Here is a 15,925-nt window from a genome sequence, read left to right as displayed (position 1 = left end):
ATGTTACCCACCCGTGACACCGCCCTAGGTCGCTTTGTCAGACCCTTGAAATATGCTGAGCTGACTCGTTCAGATCTCACCTCGGGGGCAACAAATGAAGAAAGCACTACTCACCCTGCCTGTCGCAGCGCTGCTACTCGCCGGGTGTGGCGGTACACCGCAGGCTCCACCAATAGCTCCTTCAGTTGAACCAGCCACCGGTGCAAGCTCAGCCGGGACGACATCGTCGAGCCCTGCCGCGAATGCTACCAAGTCCAGCCGCGGGAATTTGGTGAAAAAAGTAGGCGAAGGGGCTTCGGTCACAGACAAGGACAAGACTGTCGCGAGCTTTGTGATCAACTCCATTCAGGTCGATGCGCCATGCACCAACCAGTACGCCCAACCATCAGAGAACGGTCACTTCGTCGCTCTAAATGTCTCCATGGAGACCGATTTAGCGTTGGCAGAATCGGTCAACCCTCAGTTCGGATTGGCTGGCTACGCTTGGAAAGCAGTCGCTGATAACGGAACGACGTTCAACGGCAACATCATGACGGGATCCTCGTTCATGTGCCTGAACGACGAAGAAAACTTTCCTTCTGCATTGGGACCAGGCGAAAAGGCCACGGGGACAATAGTGCTCGACGTACCGACACCCACCGGCGTGTTGGTCCACAAGCAGGGCTTCATGCCCACCGGCTGGGAATGGGAGTACCCGGCAAAGTGAGCACAAGATGACAGGAAACCCCGCCAGGCATGATCTCTGAGCGGGGTTCCTGTTTTTCTGGTTGGAGTGCCAGTGAGGCGGGCTACGATATCGAAGCCCTATGGACACACGAAGTGGGTTACCGCACCTGATTCAGTCGATAAGCACCGGCTGCTTTTCGCCCTCCGAAGGCTGGATACGCTGCCGAGCGTCCCGCTTCCGATGATTCAACCAGTTCGCCACCGCCAGCAGAGCCACGAGTCCGAAAGTGCTCAGGAGCTGGGGACGGGAATCCTCGCCGATGAAACCCACCGTGAAGATCGCCGCGAGGATGAGCAGACCAAAGCACGTGAGCCACGGGAAGCCGGGCATCCGCAGGGGAAGTTCCGTCCCCTCACGGTCCGCGCGGAGACGCAGCGCGAGCTGGGCCAGGAGCGCGGACGTCCACACCAGAAGGCAGGTCGACCCCACGATGTTCAGCAGGACGCCAAGGACCATCTCGGGGAAGGCCAGTTCCAGCACCACCGTGACAACCCCGAACGCGACGCTGGCCAGGACCGCGATAACCGGGACCCGCGCCTTGGACACAGAAGCAAGCATCCGCGGTGCTTCGCCCCGTTCCGCGAGGGAGTACGCCATCCGGGAGGCACCGTAGAGGTTGGCGTTGAGCGCTGACAGCAGTGCCGCGACGGCTACCAGCGTGATGGCGGTGGCCGCACCGGGCATGCCGGCGGCCTCCAGCACAGCGGCGAAGGGGCTCTTCAGCCCTTCAGAACCGACGGGAACAACGGCCGCAATGATGAAGATGGCACCGATGTAGAACACCAGGATGCGCCACAGCACCGTCCGGACGGCCTTCTTCACGCTCCGGGCCGGCTCGGCGGTCTCGGCTGCGGCCACGGACACAATCTCGGTGCCGCCGAACGCGAACGCCACCACGAACAGCGCCGTGGCAATCCCGGCGAAACCACTGGGCGCGAAGCCGTCACCCATGAAGTTGGACAAGCCCGGCGACTGCACGCCCGGCAGCCAGCCGAACAGCAGGGCGACGCCCACAGCCAGGAACGCGACGATGGCCGCCACCTTGAGCAGGGCAAACCAGAACTCGAACTCACCGAAGTTCTTCACGCTGGTCAGGTTCACAGCAGTGAGCAGCACAATGAACACGAAAGCCATCAGCCACACCGGCAGCGCCGGGAAGATGGTGGCCAGCAGGCCTGCCGCCCCGAGCGCCTCGGCTGCGATGACCACCACCAGCTGCAGCCACCAGAGCCAGCCAACAGTGGCGCCGGCCACCGGCCCATAAGCCTTGGCGGTGTAAACGGAGAAGGCACCGCTGTCCGGGTTTGCGGCTGCCATCTCGCCGAGCGCCCACATCACCAGGATGATGAGGGTGCCGGCCACGAGGTAGGAGATCAGCACGGCCGGGCCGGCCGCCTGGATGCCGGCGCCGGAGCCGATGAAGAGGCCGGCGCCGATGGCGCTTCCGAGGCCCATCATCGTGAGCTGGCGGGGTTTGAGGGCCGCGCCGAGCGCGCGGGCAGACGTCTTTGTCTGTTGTTCCATGGGGATTCCTCTAGTTAGTAGGTGGAACGGAGTGATAAGGGATCAGAGAATGGTCGGGCCACGTGGGCTGCGAGGAGCCGGAGGACGCGGTCGTTGGAGGCGGGGTCGGCAACGGTGATCCGCACGCCGTCGCCCTGGTACGCCCGGACCAGGATGCCGGCGCCGTCGAACGCGTCCACCAGCCTGGCCCGAAGGTTTTCATCGGCGCGGATCCACAGGAAGTTTCCTTGGCTCGGCTGCAGCTTCCAGCCCTGCGCTCTAAGCTCCGCGGCCATCCGCGCGCGCTCCTGACGAACGGCGGCCACCCGCGCTTCCATTTCCTCCCCCGCGTCCAGCGACGCGATGGCGGCCTTTTGGGCCAGCGCGCTCACGGCGAAGGGCAAGGCGGTGCGTCGTAGCCCCTCAGCGATTGCCGGCGTCGCAATCGCATACCCCACACGAAGGCCAGCGAGCCCGTAGGCCTTGGAGAAGGTGCGAAGGATGCAGACGTTCGGGTACCGGCGGTAGAGCGTCAGGGAGTCGGGGCCGCTGCCGGCGTCGGCGTATTCCACGTAGGCTTCGTCGATCACCACCAGGATGTCGGAGCGGACGGATTGCAGGAAGGCGTTGATGCGTTGGTGGCTGATCGGTACCCCGGTGGGGTTGTTGGGGGTGCACAGCAGGATGACCTTGGTCCGGCCGGTGACGGCGGCGGCCATGGCGTCAAGGTCGTGACCCTCAGCATCGTCAAGCGGGATGCGTACCGGCCGGGCGCCTGCCAGCTCCACCAGGATGGGGTACGCCTCGAAGGAGCGCCACGCGAAGACCACCTCGTCCCCGGCGTCGCACAGTCCGGTGATGATCTGCTGGAGGACGCCCACGCTGCCGGGTCCCACCGCCACCTCCCCTGCCGTGACGCCCAGGTGCCAAGCGATCCGTTCGCGGAGTTCGACGGCGGCGCTGTCCGGGTAGCGGTTCATGGTGTTGGCCGCCTCGGCCACCGCAGCCGCGGCAGCGGGCAGCGGCTCGTAATGGCTTTCGTTGCTGGCGAGGGCCGCGATGTCCGCGCCGGCACCCCGGCGGCCCGGGACGTAGGACGGAAGCCCGGCCACGGCGCCGCGAAGGGTGGGCAGCGCGGTGTCCGGCCTTGTCAGGAGTTGTTCAGGGGTCATGGGCACCGATCATGGTTGTGACCCGGCCCACATAGCAAGATACGCTTTTGTGCTTGGCACTTCTGCTCAACTTCTAGTAGCTCTGGTGAAAATATGACCATCACGAATGCTCGCACCCTCGATTCGCTCGACGGCCGGATCATCCTGGCCCTCGACAAGGACCCCGAAGCCAGCGCCCTGGCACTCTCCCGGACGCTCGGCGTCGCACGCAACACCGTCCATGCCCGGCTGGCACGCCTGGAGCGCAGCGGCGCGCTCCGCTCCTTCAGCCGGCGGCTGGACCCGGCCGCGCTCGGCTACGAACTGATGGCCTTCCTCTCCCTGGAAATCAGCCAGACGCGGTTCGGCTCGGTGGAAAGCGGCCTTGCAGCGATCCCGGAAGTCATCGAGGTACATGCCACCACCGGCGACGCGGACCTCATGGCCAAGGTGGTGGCCCGCAGCACCGCCGACCTCTACCGCATCACCAACCAGATCCTGGAGATCGACGGAATCCAGCGGACCAGCACCGCCATCTCCGTCATGGAACTCATGCCGCCCCGGTACGACGGGCTCATCAGCCGGCTGTCGGAGCAGGAAGGCCGCCCCTCCGACTAGAGACAAGTGACTCCGACCACAGCTTGGGCAGATTGTCACTTGCTGCTTCTTCTACTGCCAAAAGTCCCAGCAGTATCGAGCGTTATTGCAAACCTGAGACGCAGGCCACACGATTCCTGCATGACTTCTCTCACCGTCTCCGGCCGCGTGGCGCAGGTTCTCAGCAACTATGTCAGCGACGTCTTCGGCGTCATGGGCAACGGAAACGTCTACTTCCTAGACGCCGCCGAAAAGCTGGGCCTCCGCTTCTCCCCCGTCCGGCATGAGGGCGCCGCCATCGCCGCGGCCGACGCCTACTACCGGGCCTCGGGACGCCTCGCCGCGGGCACCACCACCTACGGCCCCGGCTACACCAATGCCCTCACCGCCCTGGCCGAGGCGGTCCAGGCGCAGATCCCTGTCGTGCTCGTCACCGGGGACGCTCCGAGCAGCGGCGCCCGTCCGCAGGACGTGGACCAGGCGGCAATCGCCGCTGGCCTGGGCGCGGCAACCTTCACCGTCACCCGAGAAACCGCCGGCTCCATCACCCGACTGGCGGTGGAGTATGCACTCACCCAGCGCACCGCCGTCGTCCTTGCCATCCCCTACGACCTCGCGGCACTCGAAGCTGAGGACGAGGAACTTCCGGCGCCCCTGGCCACAAAGGTGACGGACGACGGCGGCGCGGACCTTGGGCAGGTAGCCCGCCTGCTCGCCGGGGCCAAGCGGCCGCTGATCCTCGCCGGCCGCGGCGCGCACCTCGCCGGCGCCGGCCCGGAACTCCGCAAACTCGCCGACCGGATCGGCGCACTGACCGCCGGAACCGCCCTCGCGCTCAACCTCCTCAAAGGCGAGGGGTACCTGGGCGTGGCCGGCGGTTTCGGCACCGACACCGCCGCCGGGCTCATGGGCGAGGCCGACGTGGTTCTGGTGGCCGGGGCAAGCCTAAGCCCCTTCACCATGCGGTTCGGGCACCTGATCGGTCCGGACAGCACCGTCATCCAGATCGACACCGCCCTGCAGCCGACCAACGAGCGGGTGGACCTGTTCGTCAGCGCGGACGTGAAGACGGCTGCCACTCGCATCCTTCGGATGCTTGATGGCTCCGCTGCAGTGGAGGGCTGGCGTGCGGAAGCCCGCCGTCGCCTGACCGAGGGAACAGCCCACCACCCGGGATCCGACGAGACCGAGGACGGCCGGCTGGATCCGCGCTCCCTCGCCACCGCGCTGGACGCCGTACTGCCGGAGAGCCGCACGGTGGTCCAGGACGGCGGGCACTTCATCGGCTGGGCACCCATGTATTGGAACATCCCGCGGCCGCAGGACCTCGTGATGGTGGGGACTGCCTTCCAGTCCATCGGGCTGGGCCTGGCGAGCGCCGTCGGGGCAGCCCGTGCGCTTGAGGACGGCCGCACCCTGGTGCTGGCGTCCGGCGACGGCGGTTTCCTGATGGGCCTGTCCGACCTCGAATCGCTCATTGGTACGGCAAGCAGCGCCGTCGTGGTGATCTACAACGACGCCGCCTACGGTGCCGAGATTCACCAGTACGGCTCCCAGGGCCTGACCCAAAAGCCAATGCTAATCCCGGAAGTGGACTTCAGCGGGATCGCCCGAGCTCTGGGAGCTGAGTCGGCAGTGATCCGATCGCTGTCCGACCTCTCCGCGCTTCGGGATTGGATCGACGCCGGCGCCAAAGGAACCTTCGTGGCCGACTGCCGGATCACGTCAAGCGTCCGGGCCCCGTGGCTGACCGAGTGGATGAACGCCAAGGAGGCGACGAAGGCGGCAGTGGCGGGGTAGCTCAAGGTCTGGCTTCTGTTCCAGGAGGCATTGCGCTGGAACAGAAGTGCCGTGAATACCTCGACGGTATCCACGGCACTTGTTCTTGGCTTGGCTTGGCTTGGCTTACTTATCGCAGCCGATACCGTCGCGATCTCTGTCGAGGTGCGTTCCGTAGCCAGGCGTTCCGGCGTAGACAGGCGCGGCTCCTGCTGCCTTCGCGGCGGCGCAGTTGGCGAACGGAGCGGCGGCGGGGGCAGGTGCCGGGGCCGGCGCAACGGGCGCGGGCGCCACTGGCGCCTGAGGGGCCGGCCTTGCCGCCGCCTCCCGAGCAGCCTGCTCTGCAGCAGCTTGTGCAGCTGCAGCCTGCGCCGCAGCAGCCTGCGCGGCCTCAGCTGCCGCCTTTTCGGCTGCTGCTTTTTCAGCGGCTGCCAATTCCGCAGCTGCCAATTCCGAGGCGGCCTTATCTGCAGCCTCTTTCTCAGCTGCGGCCTTCTCCGCCACTACCTTTTTCGAATCGGCCTCGGTCATCCACACCAGGCGCTGATCCCCGCCCGCGGTGCAAATCAGCGTCTGGCTGTTGTACATCTTAGTTGCAGCTGCCGTGGTGCATATCGAGTTGGCGGGGTTCGTTGGGGTTGGAGTCGCGGTCGGAGTGGCTGTTTTTGTAGCTGACGGCTTGGGAGTAGTCACTTCTGCAGCCTTATTGATGTCTGCACGAGGAGTAGCGGTGGCACCGGTAACTCCAACCCCCAATGCAAATACAACAAAACCTGCAATAGCTAAAAGTCCACCTGACTGCCGGTGGGGCAGTCCAACCCACGACGGGCGCTTGAACAGGAGTGCATAGAGTCCGGTCAGCAGTGCGATCAGGCCCAAGATAACTAGCGCTACTCCCAGCCCGCCTGCCAAGGCAAAGAGAAGTACGAGAAGCAGCACTACTGCTGCGACGATCCAGAAGAGTACGGTTGGCTTCCAGCCGCCCTCTTGGCGGGCAGGAGCATACGAGCTGTTTTTCATTTTTCCCCCAGAGGAATGTTGTTGTGTTGTTGATGCATGCAGGTACAAGCCCTCGAAAGCTGGGCGTTACTCGCAGGCCACGCCGTCCGAGTCGCGGTCCAGCGCGGGCCGGTAGCCAGCCTGCCCGGCGAAGAGCGGTGCGGCACCGGCAGCGCGGGCAGCAGCACAGTTGGCGTAGTACGCGGCAGCGGGAGCAGGGGCGGGGACTGCAGGAGCCGGCGCGGGCGCTGCTGGAGCCGGTGCTACGGGAGCAGGCACCGGCGCAACCGGAGCCGGCACGGGAGCGATGGCTGCAGGCGCGGCGGGGGCGGCGAGTGCAGGGGCAACGGGCGCAGGAGCAGGTTCAGCCACAACAGGTGCGGGTGCTTGAGCGTTGGTAGGTGCCAACTGCCCGGAGCAGTCGCTTAGAATCCGCGCCATTGCATCGTGCTCGGCCTGAGTCACCCACAGCATGTACGTCGCCTTCACTGAAACCTGCCGGGCGACGTACTCGCACCGGAACCCCTTGTTCGGCGGCAGCCAGGTGGCGGCGTCGCCGTCGCCCTTCTTCATGTTTGTGGGTCCGTCCGTCGCCTGCAGGTTCAGCGGGTCGTTGGCAAACGCCGTCCGCTGCTCCGTAGTCAACTGCTGCGCGCCTTTCTGCCAGGCATCGCTGAGTGCGACCACGTGGTCGATCTGGACCGCGGTACTGGTGGCCTGGCCGCGCAGGAAATTGATGCTCGTACCCGTGTACGGATCTGCCAACGTTCCCGACTTCACCTTGCACGGCACACTGTTGACGTAGGCAATGGCAGTAAGGTCGCGGTTAAGCATGTCGTTGCGCGTGTCGCAGCCGTTGCGGTCCACGTCCGCCCACGCCTGCCCGAACAGCGCCCGGTCATACCCCGTCTTGGGAGCCCTGCCCTTGATAGGAAGGGTTGCCAGCAGGTCCATCGCCTTCGTGGCGTAGGAAGGCTGCTTGTTTGGTGCCGACACCAAGGTGCCTTGTGCCACCACGGCCGCCGTCTCCGGGTCCAGTGGCGCGCTGGTTTCCTTCGCTGTAGGGTGGCCGACGGCGTGGCGCTGGCTGAGGCGGTTGGGCTGGCACTGGCGGTGGTCGTTGTCACGATACTGTCTGACGCGGCAGCTCTCAGGTCCGCTGTAGCCACCCGGGGCAGCGCGAGGCCGCCCGCGATGAAAAGGGCGAACGAGGTTGCGAGAGCGACGGCACCCGCCTTACGTTTCGCCGGCAACATGGCCCAGGAGCGGCGCCCGGTCGCCAGCACGTACAGTCCCGTCAGCGCGCCGGAAATGGCCAGGAAAACCAGCGCCATTCCAATTCCGCTGCTGAGTGCCCCCACAGTCATGAGAAGTGCGGTGATACCTCCGGTGATGAGGGTGGAGGTACGTGGTTTACGCGGCGGCTTCGGTGCAGGCGCGGATGGACCCGAAAGGGTGCGGTAGTTCGACAATTCTTTCCCCCATAAAGCTGGCCAGATAGGCCTGACTCGCTGCTAGACCAGCGGGTGTATATCGTCAAGCCTATTTCGAGGCCATGTGCAGAACCCCAAGTTGCCGTCATCCTATGGCAACGCTGAGCTGCTCTTGATGGAACCTTGAGCTGGTTTGTCGCACTCGGCCTTTCGCGCTTAACAATCCGCGCGACCGAACTACCTGCCCGTGCTATGCGCCACTTCGTGCCCTGGCCCGGAATACTGAGGTCCGGCCACGCGGTTGTGGGAAGGTATGAAGGCAATTACCTACACCACATACGGAAACCCGGACGTCCTCGAATACGGCGATCAGCCGATGCCGAAAGTCGGGCCGGGAATGGTCCTGGTCAAAGTCAAGGCAGCAGCAGTGAACCCGGTGGACTGGAAAATCATGGCCGGGTACCTGGACCCCATCATGGACCTGCAGTTTCCCGCCATCCCCGGCTGGGATGTGGCAGGGGTTGTGGAGTCGGTGGGAATTGACGCCCGGCAGTTCCAGCCCGGCGACGAGGTCATCGCCTACGGCCGCAAAGACTACGTCCACGGTGGCAGCTTTGCCGAGTACATAGCGCTACCGGAGCGGGTCGTGGCCCGGAAGCCTGCCTCGCTCGGGTGGAACGAATCGGCGGGCCTGCCGCTGGCCGGGCTGACCGCCTACCAGGTCCTCAACCGGCTGGCCCTGAAGGCCGGCGAGACTGTCCTGATCCACGGCGGTTCCGGAGGCGTGGGCTCCCTTGGCATCCAGATCGCCGTTGCCCGGGGCGCCAGGGTCATCGCCACCGCCTCCAAGAAGAACCACGACTTCCTCCGCTCCCTGGGAGCCGAGCCGGTTGAATACGGGGACGGACTCGCTGAGCGCGTTCGCGCGCTGCGTCCTAACGGCGTGGACGTCGTTGCCGATTTCGTCGGCGGAAACCTCGAGGCGACGCTGGCCGTGCTGGCCGAAGGAGGCCGGCATGCCTCGATCGCCGACAGTGGAGTGGAAGAGCACGGCGGCGACTGGATGTGGGTCAATCCAGTGGGAGCCGACCTGCAGGAACTCGCCGACCTGGCAGACAGCGGGAAGATCCGCGTGGAAGTTGCCGAGGTCTTTCCGCTGGAAAAAGCCGCTGATGCCGTCCGCAGCAACATGGAGGGCCATACCCGCGGCAAAATCGTGGTCGCAGTAAACCAGGACTCCTGATCCAGACAGCTGACTCAGGCTCTGTACCTACGAACCCCGCGTGCCGCCGTCGGAAACTTCCGACGGCGGCACGTCACTCAGGCAAGTAGGTCAGCGGGCTCCCACCAAAGCGGCGCCCTCTGCGGAAGTGCCCGCCGCGACGTCCGCGAGCCGCAGCCAGGTGTCCACCACGGTGTCCGGGTTCAGTGAAACGGACTCGATGCCCTGCTCCACCAGCCACTCGGCAAGGTCCGGATGGTCGCTGGGGCCCTGGCCACAGATGCCCACGTACTTGCCGCGTTCCCGGCAGGCCTTGATGGCCATGCTGAGGAGCTTCTTGACGGCAGGGTCACGCTCATCGAACCCTGCAGATACGATCGCCGAGTCCCGGTCCAGGCCCAGCGCCAGCTGGGTCATGTCGTTGGAGCCGATGGAGAACCCGTCGAAGTAGTCCAGGAACTCGTCGGCAAGCAGCGCGTTGGACGGCAGCTCGCACATCATGATCACCTCCAGGCCGTTCTCGCCACGGCGCAGCCCGTTCTCTGCCAGCAGCTCGATGACGCCGCGGGCCTCATCAAGGGTCCGCACGAACGGGATCATGAGCTTGACGTTGGTCAGGCCCATCTCGTTGCGGACAAAGGACAGGGCCTCGCACTCCAGGTCGAAGCAGTCCCGGAAGGACGGCTCCAGGTAGCGGGAGGCGCCGCGGAAGCCGAGCATGGGGTTTTCCTCGTGCGGCTCGTAGGCCGGCCCGCCCAGGAGGTTGGCGTACTCGTTGGACTTGAAGTCGGACATACGAACGATCACCGGTTCCGGCGCGAACGCGGCGGCGATGGTGGCCACGCCTTCGGCCAGGCGCTTGATGTAGTACTCGCGCGGGTTGCTGTACGCGGCGATCCGCTCCCGGATTTTCGCCTGCACGTCCTCCGGCTGGCTGTCCAGGTTCAGCAGGGCCTTGGGGTGGATGCCGATCTGGCGGTTGATGATGAACTCGAGCCGGGCCAGCCCCACGCCGTGGTTGGGCAGCTGGGCGAAGGTGAACGCCTGCTCCGGGGTGCCCACGTTCATCATCACCTTCACGGGAGCATCGGGCATCTTGGTGATCCCGGTGTCCTCCACCGTGAAGTCCAGCAGGCCCTGGTAGATGGTGCCGGTCTCGCCGTCGGCGCAGGAGACGGTGACCTCCTGCCCGTCGGACAGTGCGTCCGTGCCGTGGCCGGTTCCGACGACGGCGGGGATCCCCAGTTCCCGGGCGATGATGGCCGCGTGGCAGGTCCTTCCGCCGCGGTTGGTGACGATCGCGGAGGCGCGCTTCATGATCGGTTCCCAGTCCGGGTCCGTCATGTCCGCCACCAGGACGTCGCCGGTCTGGAAGGCGGCCATCTGGTCGATGGCGGTGAGGATGCGGACGCTGCCGGCGCCGATGCGCTGGCCGATGGCGCGGCCCTCGGCCAGGACCGGGCCGGTTTCGTTGAGGCGGAAGCGGGTCTGGCTGCCGGGGGCGCGGCGGGACTGCACGGTTTCCGGGCGGGCCTGCAGGATGTACAGGCCGCCGTCGATCCCGTCCTTGCCCCACTCGATGTCCATGGGACGGCCGTAGTGGTTCTCGATGGCCACGGCGTGCCGGGCGAGCTGCTCCACGTCCTCGTCGCTGAGGCTGAAGCGGTTCCGCAGGGACGCCTCCACCGGGACGAAGTCGATGGTGCGGCCGATCTCCTGGCTGCTGGTGTAGGTCATCTGCAGGGCCTTCTCACCCAGGCCGCGCTTGAGGATGGCAGGGCGGCCCGCCTGCAGCGCCGGCTTGTACACGTAGAACTCGTCCGGGTTCACCGCACCCTGGACCACGGCCTCGCCGAGCCCGTAGGAGGAGGTGACGAACACGGCGTCCTGGAAGCCCGATTCGGTGTCCATGGTGAACATGACCCCGGAGGCGCCGACGTCGGAGCGCACCATCCGCTGGATGCCCGCCGAGAGCGCCACGTCCGCGTGCTCGAACTTGTGGTGCACCCGGTAGGCGATCGCGCGGTCGTTGTAGAGCGACGCGAACACGTCCTTGATGGCAGCCAGGATGTTTTCGATCCCCCGGACGTTCAGGAAGGTTTCCTGCTGCCCGGCGAAGGACGCGTCGGGCAGATCTTCCGCCGTCGCGCTGGACCGCACGGCCCAGGACAGCTCATCGGATCCGCCGTGCTTCTCCACCAGCTCCCGGTAGGCGTTCCGGAGCTGGTCCTCGAAGTCGGGCAGGAAGGGCGTCTCGCGGATCAGGGTCCTGATCTCGTGGCCGGCAGCTGCCAGGGCGGTCACATCATCGGTGTCCAGGCCCACGAGCCGGTCGACGATCTGCTGGTCCAGGCCGGACTCGGCCAGGAAGTTGCGGTAGGCATCCGCAGTGGTGGCGAACCCGTCCGGGACCTGGACGCCGGCGGAGGTCAGGTTCTGCACCATCTCGCCCAGGGAGGCGTTCTTGCCGCCTACCCGGTCCAGGTCCTTGAGTCCGAGTTCTGAAAACCACAGGATGTCTGTCGCCATAATTACTGCTCCTTCGCAGAGGGTGAAATGCCAAGGCCCGGCTCCCGGCGGTGGCCGGGTAGGGGCAAAAGTCCTCTCCACCTTGGCAGGGCTTCCAAGACGGCGCCATATGATGTGTGCCACACCACATTTGTGAATGTTTTCCCTAGTGCTTGAGGTTCATCTTCTGCAGGATGGTGGCCGCCATTTCCTCCACGGACACGCTGGCCGAGTTGAGGTACGGAATCCCGTGGAATTCGTACAGGCGCTCGGCGCTGCGCAGCTCGAACCCGCACTGGCGCAGCGAGGCGTAGGAGGAGCCGCGGCGCCGTTCGGTGCGTACCTGGCTCAGGCGCAGCGGGTTGGTGGTCAGGCCGAAACATTTCGACACGAAGGGCTTGAGCGACTTGGGCAGCCCTTCCCTTGCGAAATCCTCCTCCACCAGCGGGAAGTTCGCGGCGAAGATCCCGTGCTGTAGCGCCAGGTACATGGTGGTGGGCGTTTTTCCGCACCGGGACGGCGCAACCAGGATGACCTGGGCCTTTTCCAGCGCCCGCAGGCTCTGGCCGTCGTCGTGCTCCATGGCATACTCGACGGCAGCCATCCGCGACTGGTAGCGCGCGGCATTTCCCAGGCCGTGCGCCCGGCCTGGCTCCCCGCTGGCATGGCTGCCCAGCGCCTGCTCCAGCTGTTCTACGTACGTGCCGATGAGGTCCACGATGATTCCCTGGCAGGTAGAGAGAGTTTGGCGGATTTCGCTGCTGACCGCGGTGGAAAAGACCAGCGGGGCAGGGCCGGTGGCGGCAGCGGCGTCGATGATTTTAACGACGGACCGGGCCTGCTCAACGGTGGTGATGAACGGGATGGTGATGCGGTCGAAGTCGTTCCCGGGAAACTGTGTCAGCAGCGTGTTGCCCAGCGTTTCCGCGGTGATGCCGGTGCTGTCTGAAAGGAAATAGACAGGCCGTAGAGCGTCAGTGGTCATGAAATGACCCTAGCGGTCCGATGCCTGACGCGCGCTTAGATGAAGCTAAGGAGCAGGCGGCGGCAGGTCCGCAGGCTGCTCCGCGCGCCAAGGGGTTCGCCACTCCGGAGCATCCCACCCGTCCATGATGTAGATCCGCTCGTGCGCAACCCGGTCATCCCGGAACTCGAGAAGGCTGACCGTGTACATCCAGGGCGCACCGTCGTAACTGATCAGGTTCTCTACCACCACCAGGTCTTCACGGTGCGTGATCCGCCGGGTGTAAAACTTGAGCTCCGCCGGATACTGCCGCCGCCATTCGCGGAAGTTCTCCACACCCTCGAACCGTTCGCCGGACTGGGGAAACTCAAGCACGGCGTCGTCATGGTAGATCTCGTGGGCGATGTCCTCGTCCTTGCCGGAGTACTCCCAGTGCCGTCGCAGGGCATGCAAAAGATCTGTCTCGTTGAGCATCACTTACCCCCGGCCGGGCGACGGGTGAAGACCAGGTGGACCACCCCTTGGGGAGAAGGTGTGGCTTCAATGTGGAAGCGTTCCTCGAGTCCCTCCAGTCCGTCCCAGAGCCGTTCGCCCCGGCCCAGGACGATCGGCACCAGGACGATGTGCATATGATCGATCAGGTCCGCCTCGAGGAACTGCCGCACCGTGCTGGCGCCGCCGCCGATCCTCACATCCAGGCCACCGGCCAGGGCACGGGCCTGTTCAAGCGCGGAAACGGGGTCCGCGTCAACAAAATGGAAGCTTGTTCCGCCTTCCATCTCGAGGACCGGGCGGGGATGGTGTGTCAGGACAACCACAGGGGTGTGGAACACGGGGTTATCGCCCCACCACCCCTTCCAATCCTCGTTCTCCCAGGGACCCCGTTGAGGGCCGAACTTGTTGCGCCCCATGATTTCGACGCCGACCCCGGTTCCCCACTGGCTGGCGAACGCCTCGTCGACGCCGAAGGAACCTTCCGATTCCCCATGAAGGCCCATCGCGCGGAAGGTCCGCGTCTCGAAGGCCCACTCCAGCAGCCGCGTGCCTGCGTGGCCGAACGGAGCGTCCAGTTGCTGGCCCCCGCCGGTGCCGAAGCCGTCGAGGGAGACCGAGAAGTTGTGTACGCGGACAAGGGACATTTGGTCTCCTGAAGTGTCGTAGGCAGTCACTGTAAGGCGAATAGTCCCCACCGCTCAAGGCCTTGTGCCCGGCGTACCCTGAAGCTATGGACTCCGAAGTCCTGGATCTCCGGCTTCGCACCGGCATCACGGTGCCGTGCCTGGCCCAAAACAACAGCCAGGACGACGGCGGCCCGCCCCCGCTCCTGCTGCTGCACGCCTGGGGCGAGTCCCGCCACAGCTTCGACCGGCTGATCCCCCTGCTGATCGGCTGCCGCGTCTACGCACCGGACCTGCGCGGGCAGGGTGAGGCGGACAAACCCGCAGGCGGCTACTCCCTTGCGGAGCAGGCCGAGGACGCCGCCGCGATCCTGGATGCGCTGGACGTGCCGCGGGCCGCCGTCGTCGGCTCCTCCAGCGGCGGCTACGTGGCCCAGCAACTCGCCGTTACTGACCCCGCAAAGGTGGCGGCGCTGGTACTGGTGGGGGTTCCCCTGAGCCTGCACGGCCGGCCCGCCTTCGCGGACGAAGTGGATGCGCTCACCGACCCTGTGGATGAGGACTGGGTCCGGGACTCGCTGTCCTGGTTCCCCCTGCTCCATGACGTCCCGGCCTGGTACCTCGAGGACCGCGTCCGCGACGGACTGAAAATGCCCGCCCACGCGTGGAAGAGCATCCTGCACGGGCTGAGCGAAGCCAGCCCGCCCACAGAATCCCGAACGATCCAGGTGCCAACGCTCATCCTGTGGGGAGCCGAAGACAACCTGCTGCCCCGCAGCAGCCAGGAAACTTTGGCCGCCCGGATACCCGGCGCAGTCCTGAAGGTGTACTCGGACGTGGCGCACATGGTCCTGTGGGAGTGCCCTGAACGGATTGCCGAGGACACGGTGGCGTTCCTTCGCACAGCCGCGGTCACCCGGAAAAGCGGGGCTTCTGAGGCACCGTAACTTCGGTCAGGTCCCGCGATACCCCGGGTGCTGAAGCGGCCGCTAGCGCGAAGGCTTCCCGTCGATGCCAGTCCGTGCCTCACGAGCATCTGTGGCTGGCTTGTCGTGAACTTTTTTCGGGATCTTGCCCTCGACGTCAGCGGGCACAGGAGGATCCTTCTCATCGTCAGTAGACATAGGCCAAGCCTAAGCTCTAGGGCTACTGCTCCCCTTCTGCGGCGGCAGCAGCCTTTTCGGCGTCCTTCTCAGCGCGCAGGGTCTCCGACTCGTGGCGTTCCTCGGCTTTTTCCTGGTGGATGACCTCAGCGAAGAGCTTTTCCATCTCCTTGGCCACGCCGGCAGCTGAGGCCGGGTTCTGGCCGGTCACCAGCCGCTCGTCAACCACTACCTTCTCCTCGAAGACATCAGCGAAGACGTGCGTGGCACCTTGTTCTTCCAGCCGGTCTGCCAGGAAAAACGGGATGACTTTGTCCTTCCCCGCGGCTACCTCTTCGTCGTTGGTGAAGGCGGCCACCTTCCGGCCCTCGACGAGGCGGAACCCGTTCTCCAGTTCCACGTTCAGCAGGCCGGCCGGTCCGTGGCAGACCGCGCCTACCAATCCGCCGTTGTTGTAAACGCTGGCAACGAGATTCTGCAGGCCTTCGCTGTCGGGGAAGTCCCACATGGTCCCGTGACCGCCCACCAGGTAGACGGCGTCGTACTGGCCTGGATCAACCACATCCACGCGGGCCGTGTTGTAGAGGCCGGCGCGCGTGGTCTCATCCTCCGTGAAGGCCACCTGGATGGGATCTTTCGTGTCCACCTCGTCGCGCGGGGGCTGGCCGCCTTGGATGGACGCAAAGTCGACGAAGTGTCCGGAATCCTTGAACACCTTCCAGGGATGGGCAGCCTCGGCCACGTTGTAGCCGGTCTTCTCTCCCGTATCGCCGATCTCGGAAACGCTGGTCAGTACCATGAGGATTTTCTTCATGAAGTGC

At 65.4% G+C, this 15,925-nt stretch carries 15 protein-coding genes; 5 read left to right on the top strand and 10 right to left on the bottom strand.

Going from position 1 to position 15,925, the window contains the following annotated elements; translation table 11 throughout:
• The first annotated feature begins 94 nt into the window (after window positions 1-94).
• Window positions 95-706, top strand: a complete 612-nt coding sequence (locus AC5RT4_RS00340; protein ID WP_494104509.1) for a DUF4352 domain-containing protein — start codon at window positions 95-97, stop codon at window positions 704-706.
• Between the two features lie 132 nt (window positions 707-838).
• On the opposite strand, the gene AC5RT4_RS00335 is transcribed toward AC5RT4_RS00340, so the two are convergent.
• On the bottom strand, window positions 839-2,251 hold the full coding sequence (locus tag AC5RT4_RS00335; protein WP_494104508.1) for an amino acid permease: 1,413 nt from the start codon (window positions 2,249-2,251) through the stop codon (window positions 839-841).
• 14 nt (window positions 2,252-2,265) lie between these two features.
• The gene (gene hisC / locus AC5RT4_RS00330; RefSeq protein ID WP_494104507.1) at window positions 2,266-3,402 is read right to left on the bottom strand and encodes a histidinol-phosphate transaminase; all 1,137 of its coding nucleotides are present in this window, start codon (window positions 3,400-3,402) and stop codon (window positions 2,266-2,268) included.
• Window positions 3,403-3,495: 93 nt separating this feature from the next.
• On the opposite strand from hisC, the gene AC5RT4_RS00325 reads away from it, so the two are divergent.
• A complete protein-coding gene (locus AC5RT4_RS00325; protein WP_494104506.1) occupies window positions 3,496-3,999 on the top strand; it encodes an Lrp/AsnC family transcriptional regulator in 504 nt (167 codons plus the stop codon).
• Between the two features lie 120 nt (window positions 4,000-4,119).
• A complete protein-coding gene (locus AC5RT4_RS00320; protein WP_494104505.1) occupies window positions 4,120-5,778 on the top strand; it encodes a thiamine pyrophosphate-binding protein in 1,659 nt (552 codons plus the stop codon).
• Between the two features lie 105 nt (window positions 5,779-5,883).
• Here the strand turns inward: AC5RT4_RS00320 and AC5RT4_RS00315 are convergent, their stop codons facing one another.
• A complete protein-coding gene (locus AC5RT4_RS00315; RefSeq protein ID WP_494104504.1) occupies window positions 5,884-6,825 on the bottom strand; it encodes an excalibur calcium-binding domain-containing protein in 942 nt (313 codons plus the stop codon).
• 18 nt (window positions 6,826-6,843) lie between these two features.
• Window positions 6,844-7,752 (bottom strand): GmrSD restriction endonuclease domain-containing protein, encoded by a 909-nt coding sequence (locus AC5RT4_RS00310; protein ID WP_494104503.1) that lies wholly within the window; start codon window positions 7,750-7,752, stop codon window positions 6,844-6,846.
• Between the two features lie 750 nt (window positions 7,753-8,502).
• On the opposite strand from AC5RT4_RS00310, the gene AC5RT4_RS00305 reads away from it, so the two are divergent.
• Complete coding sequence (locus AC5RT4_RS00305) at window positions 8,503-9,432, top strand: NADP-dependent oxidoreductase (protein ID WP_494104502.1); 930 nt, start codon at window positions 8,503-8,505, stop codon at window positions 9,430-9,432.
• Between the two features lie 90 nt (window positions 9,433-9,522).
• Here the strand turns inward: AC5RT4_RS00305 and ppsA are convergent, their stop codons facing one another.
• The 4 genes from ppsA to AC5RT4_RS00285 all read right to left on the bottom strand — a co-directional run bounded on the left by ppsA (window position 9,523) and on the right by AC5RT4_RS00285 (window position 14,022).
• Window positions 9,523-11,940, bottom strand: coding sequence for a phosphoenolpyruvate synthase (gene ppsA / locus AC5RT4_RS00300; RefSeq protein WP_494104501.1), 2,418 nt, complete (start codon window positions 11,938-11,940; stop codon window positions 9,523-9,525).
• Between the two features lie 145 nt (window positions 11,941-12,085).
• Window positions 12,086-12,904: a pyruvate, water dikinase regulatory protein gene (locus AC5RT4_RS00295; RefSeq protein WP_494104500.1), complete on the bottom strand. Its 819-nt coding sequence runs from the start codon at window positions 12,902-12,904 to the stop codon at window positions 12,086-12,088.
• 45 nt (window positions 12,905-12,949) lie between these two features.
• Window positions 12,950-13,357 carry a nuclear transport factor 2 family protein gene (locus AC5RT4_RS00290; protein WP_494104499.1) on the bottom strand — a complete coding sequence of 136 codons (408 nt, stop codon included), beginning with the start codon at window positions 13,355-13,357 and terminating at the stop codon, window positions 12,950-12,952.
• Window positions 13,357-14,022: a dihydrofolate reductase family protein gene (locus tag AC5RT4_RS00285; protein WP_494104498.1), complete on the bottom strand. Its 666-nt coding sequence runs from the start codon at window positions 14,020-14,022 to the stop codon at window positions 13,357-13,359. Before AC5RT4_RS00285 ends, AC5RT4_RS00290 begins: the two co-directional genes overlap by 1 nt.
• An 86-nt stretch (window positions 14,023-14,108) precedes the next feature.
• Between AC5RT4_RS00285 and AC5RT4_RS00280 the strand changes: the two genes are divergently transcribed.
• A complete protein-coding gene (locus AC5RT4_RS00280) occupies window positions 14,109-14,948 on the top strand; it encodes an alpha/beta fold hydrolase (RefSeq protein WP_494104497.1) in 840 nt (279 codons plus the stop codon).
• Between the two features lie 42 nt (window positions 14,949-14,990).
• Here the strand turns inward: AC5RT4_RS00280 and AC5RT4_RS00275 are convergent, their stop codons facing one another.
• The gene (locus AC5RT4_RS00275; protein ID WP_494104496.1) at window positions 14,991-15,125 is read right to left on the bottom strand and encodes a hypothetical protein; all 135 of its coding nucleotides are present in this window, start codon (window positions 15,123-15,125) and stop codon (window positions 14,991-14,993) included.
• A 22-nt stretch (window positions 15,126-15,147) separates the two neighbouring features.
• On the bottom strand, window positions 15,148-15,918 hold the full coding sequence (locus AC5RT4_RS00270) for a type 1 glutamine amidotransferase domain-containing protein (protein ID WP_494104495.1): 771 nt from the start codon (window positions 15,916-15,918) through the stop codon (window positions 15,148-15,150).
• Window positions 15,919-15,925: the final 7 nt, after the last annotated feature.

The organism is Arthrobacter sp. sptzw42 (assembly GCF_059089685.1).
This window is presented reverse-complemented; position numbering and strand designations above follow the sequence as displayed.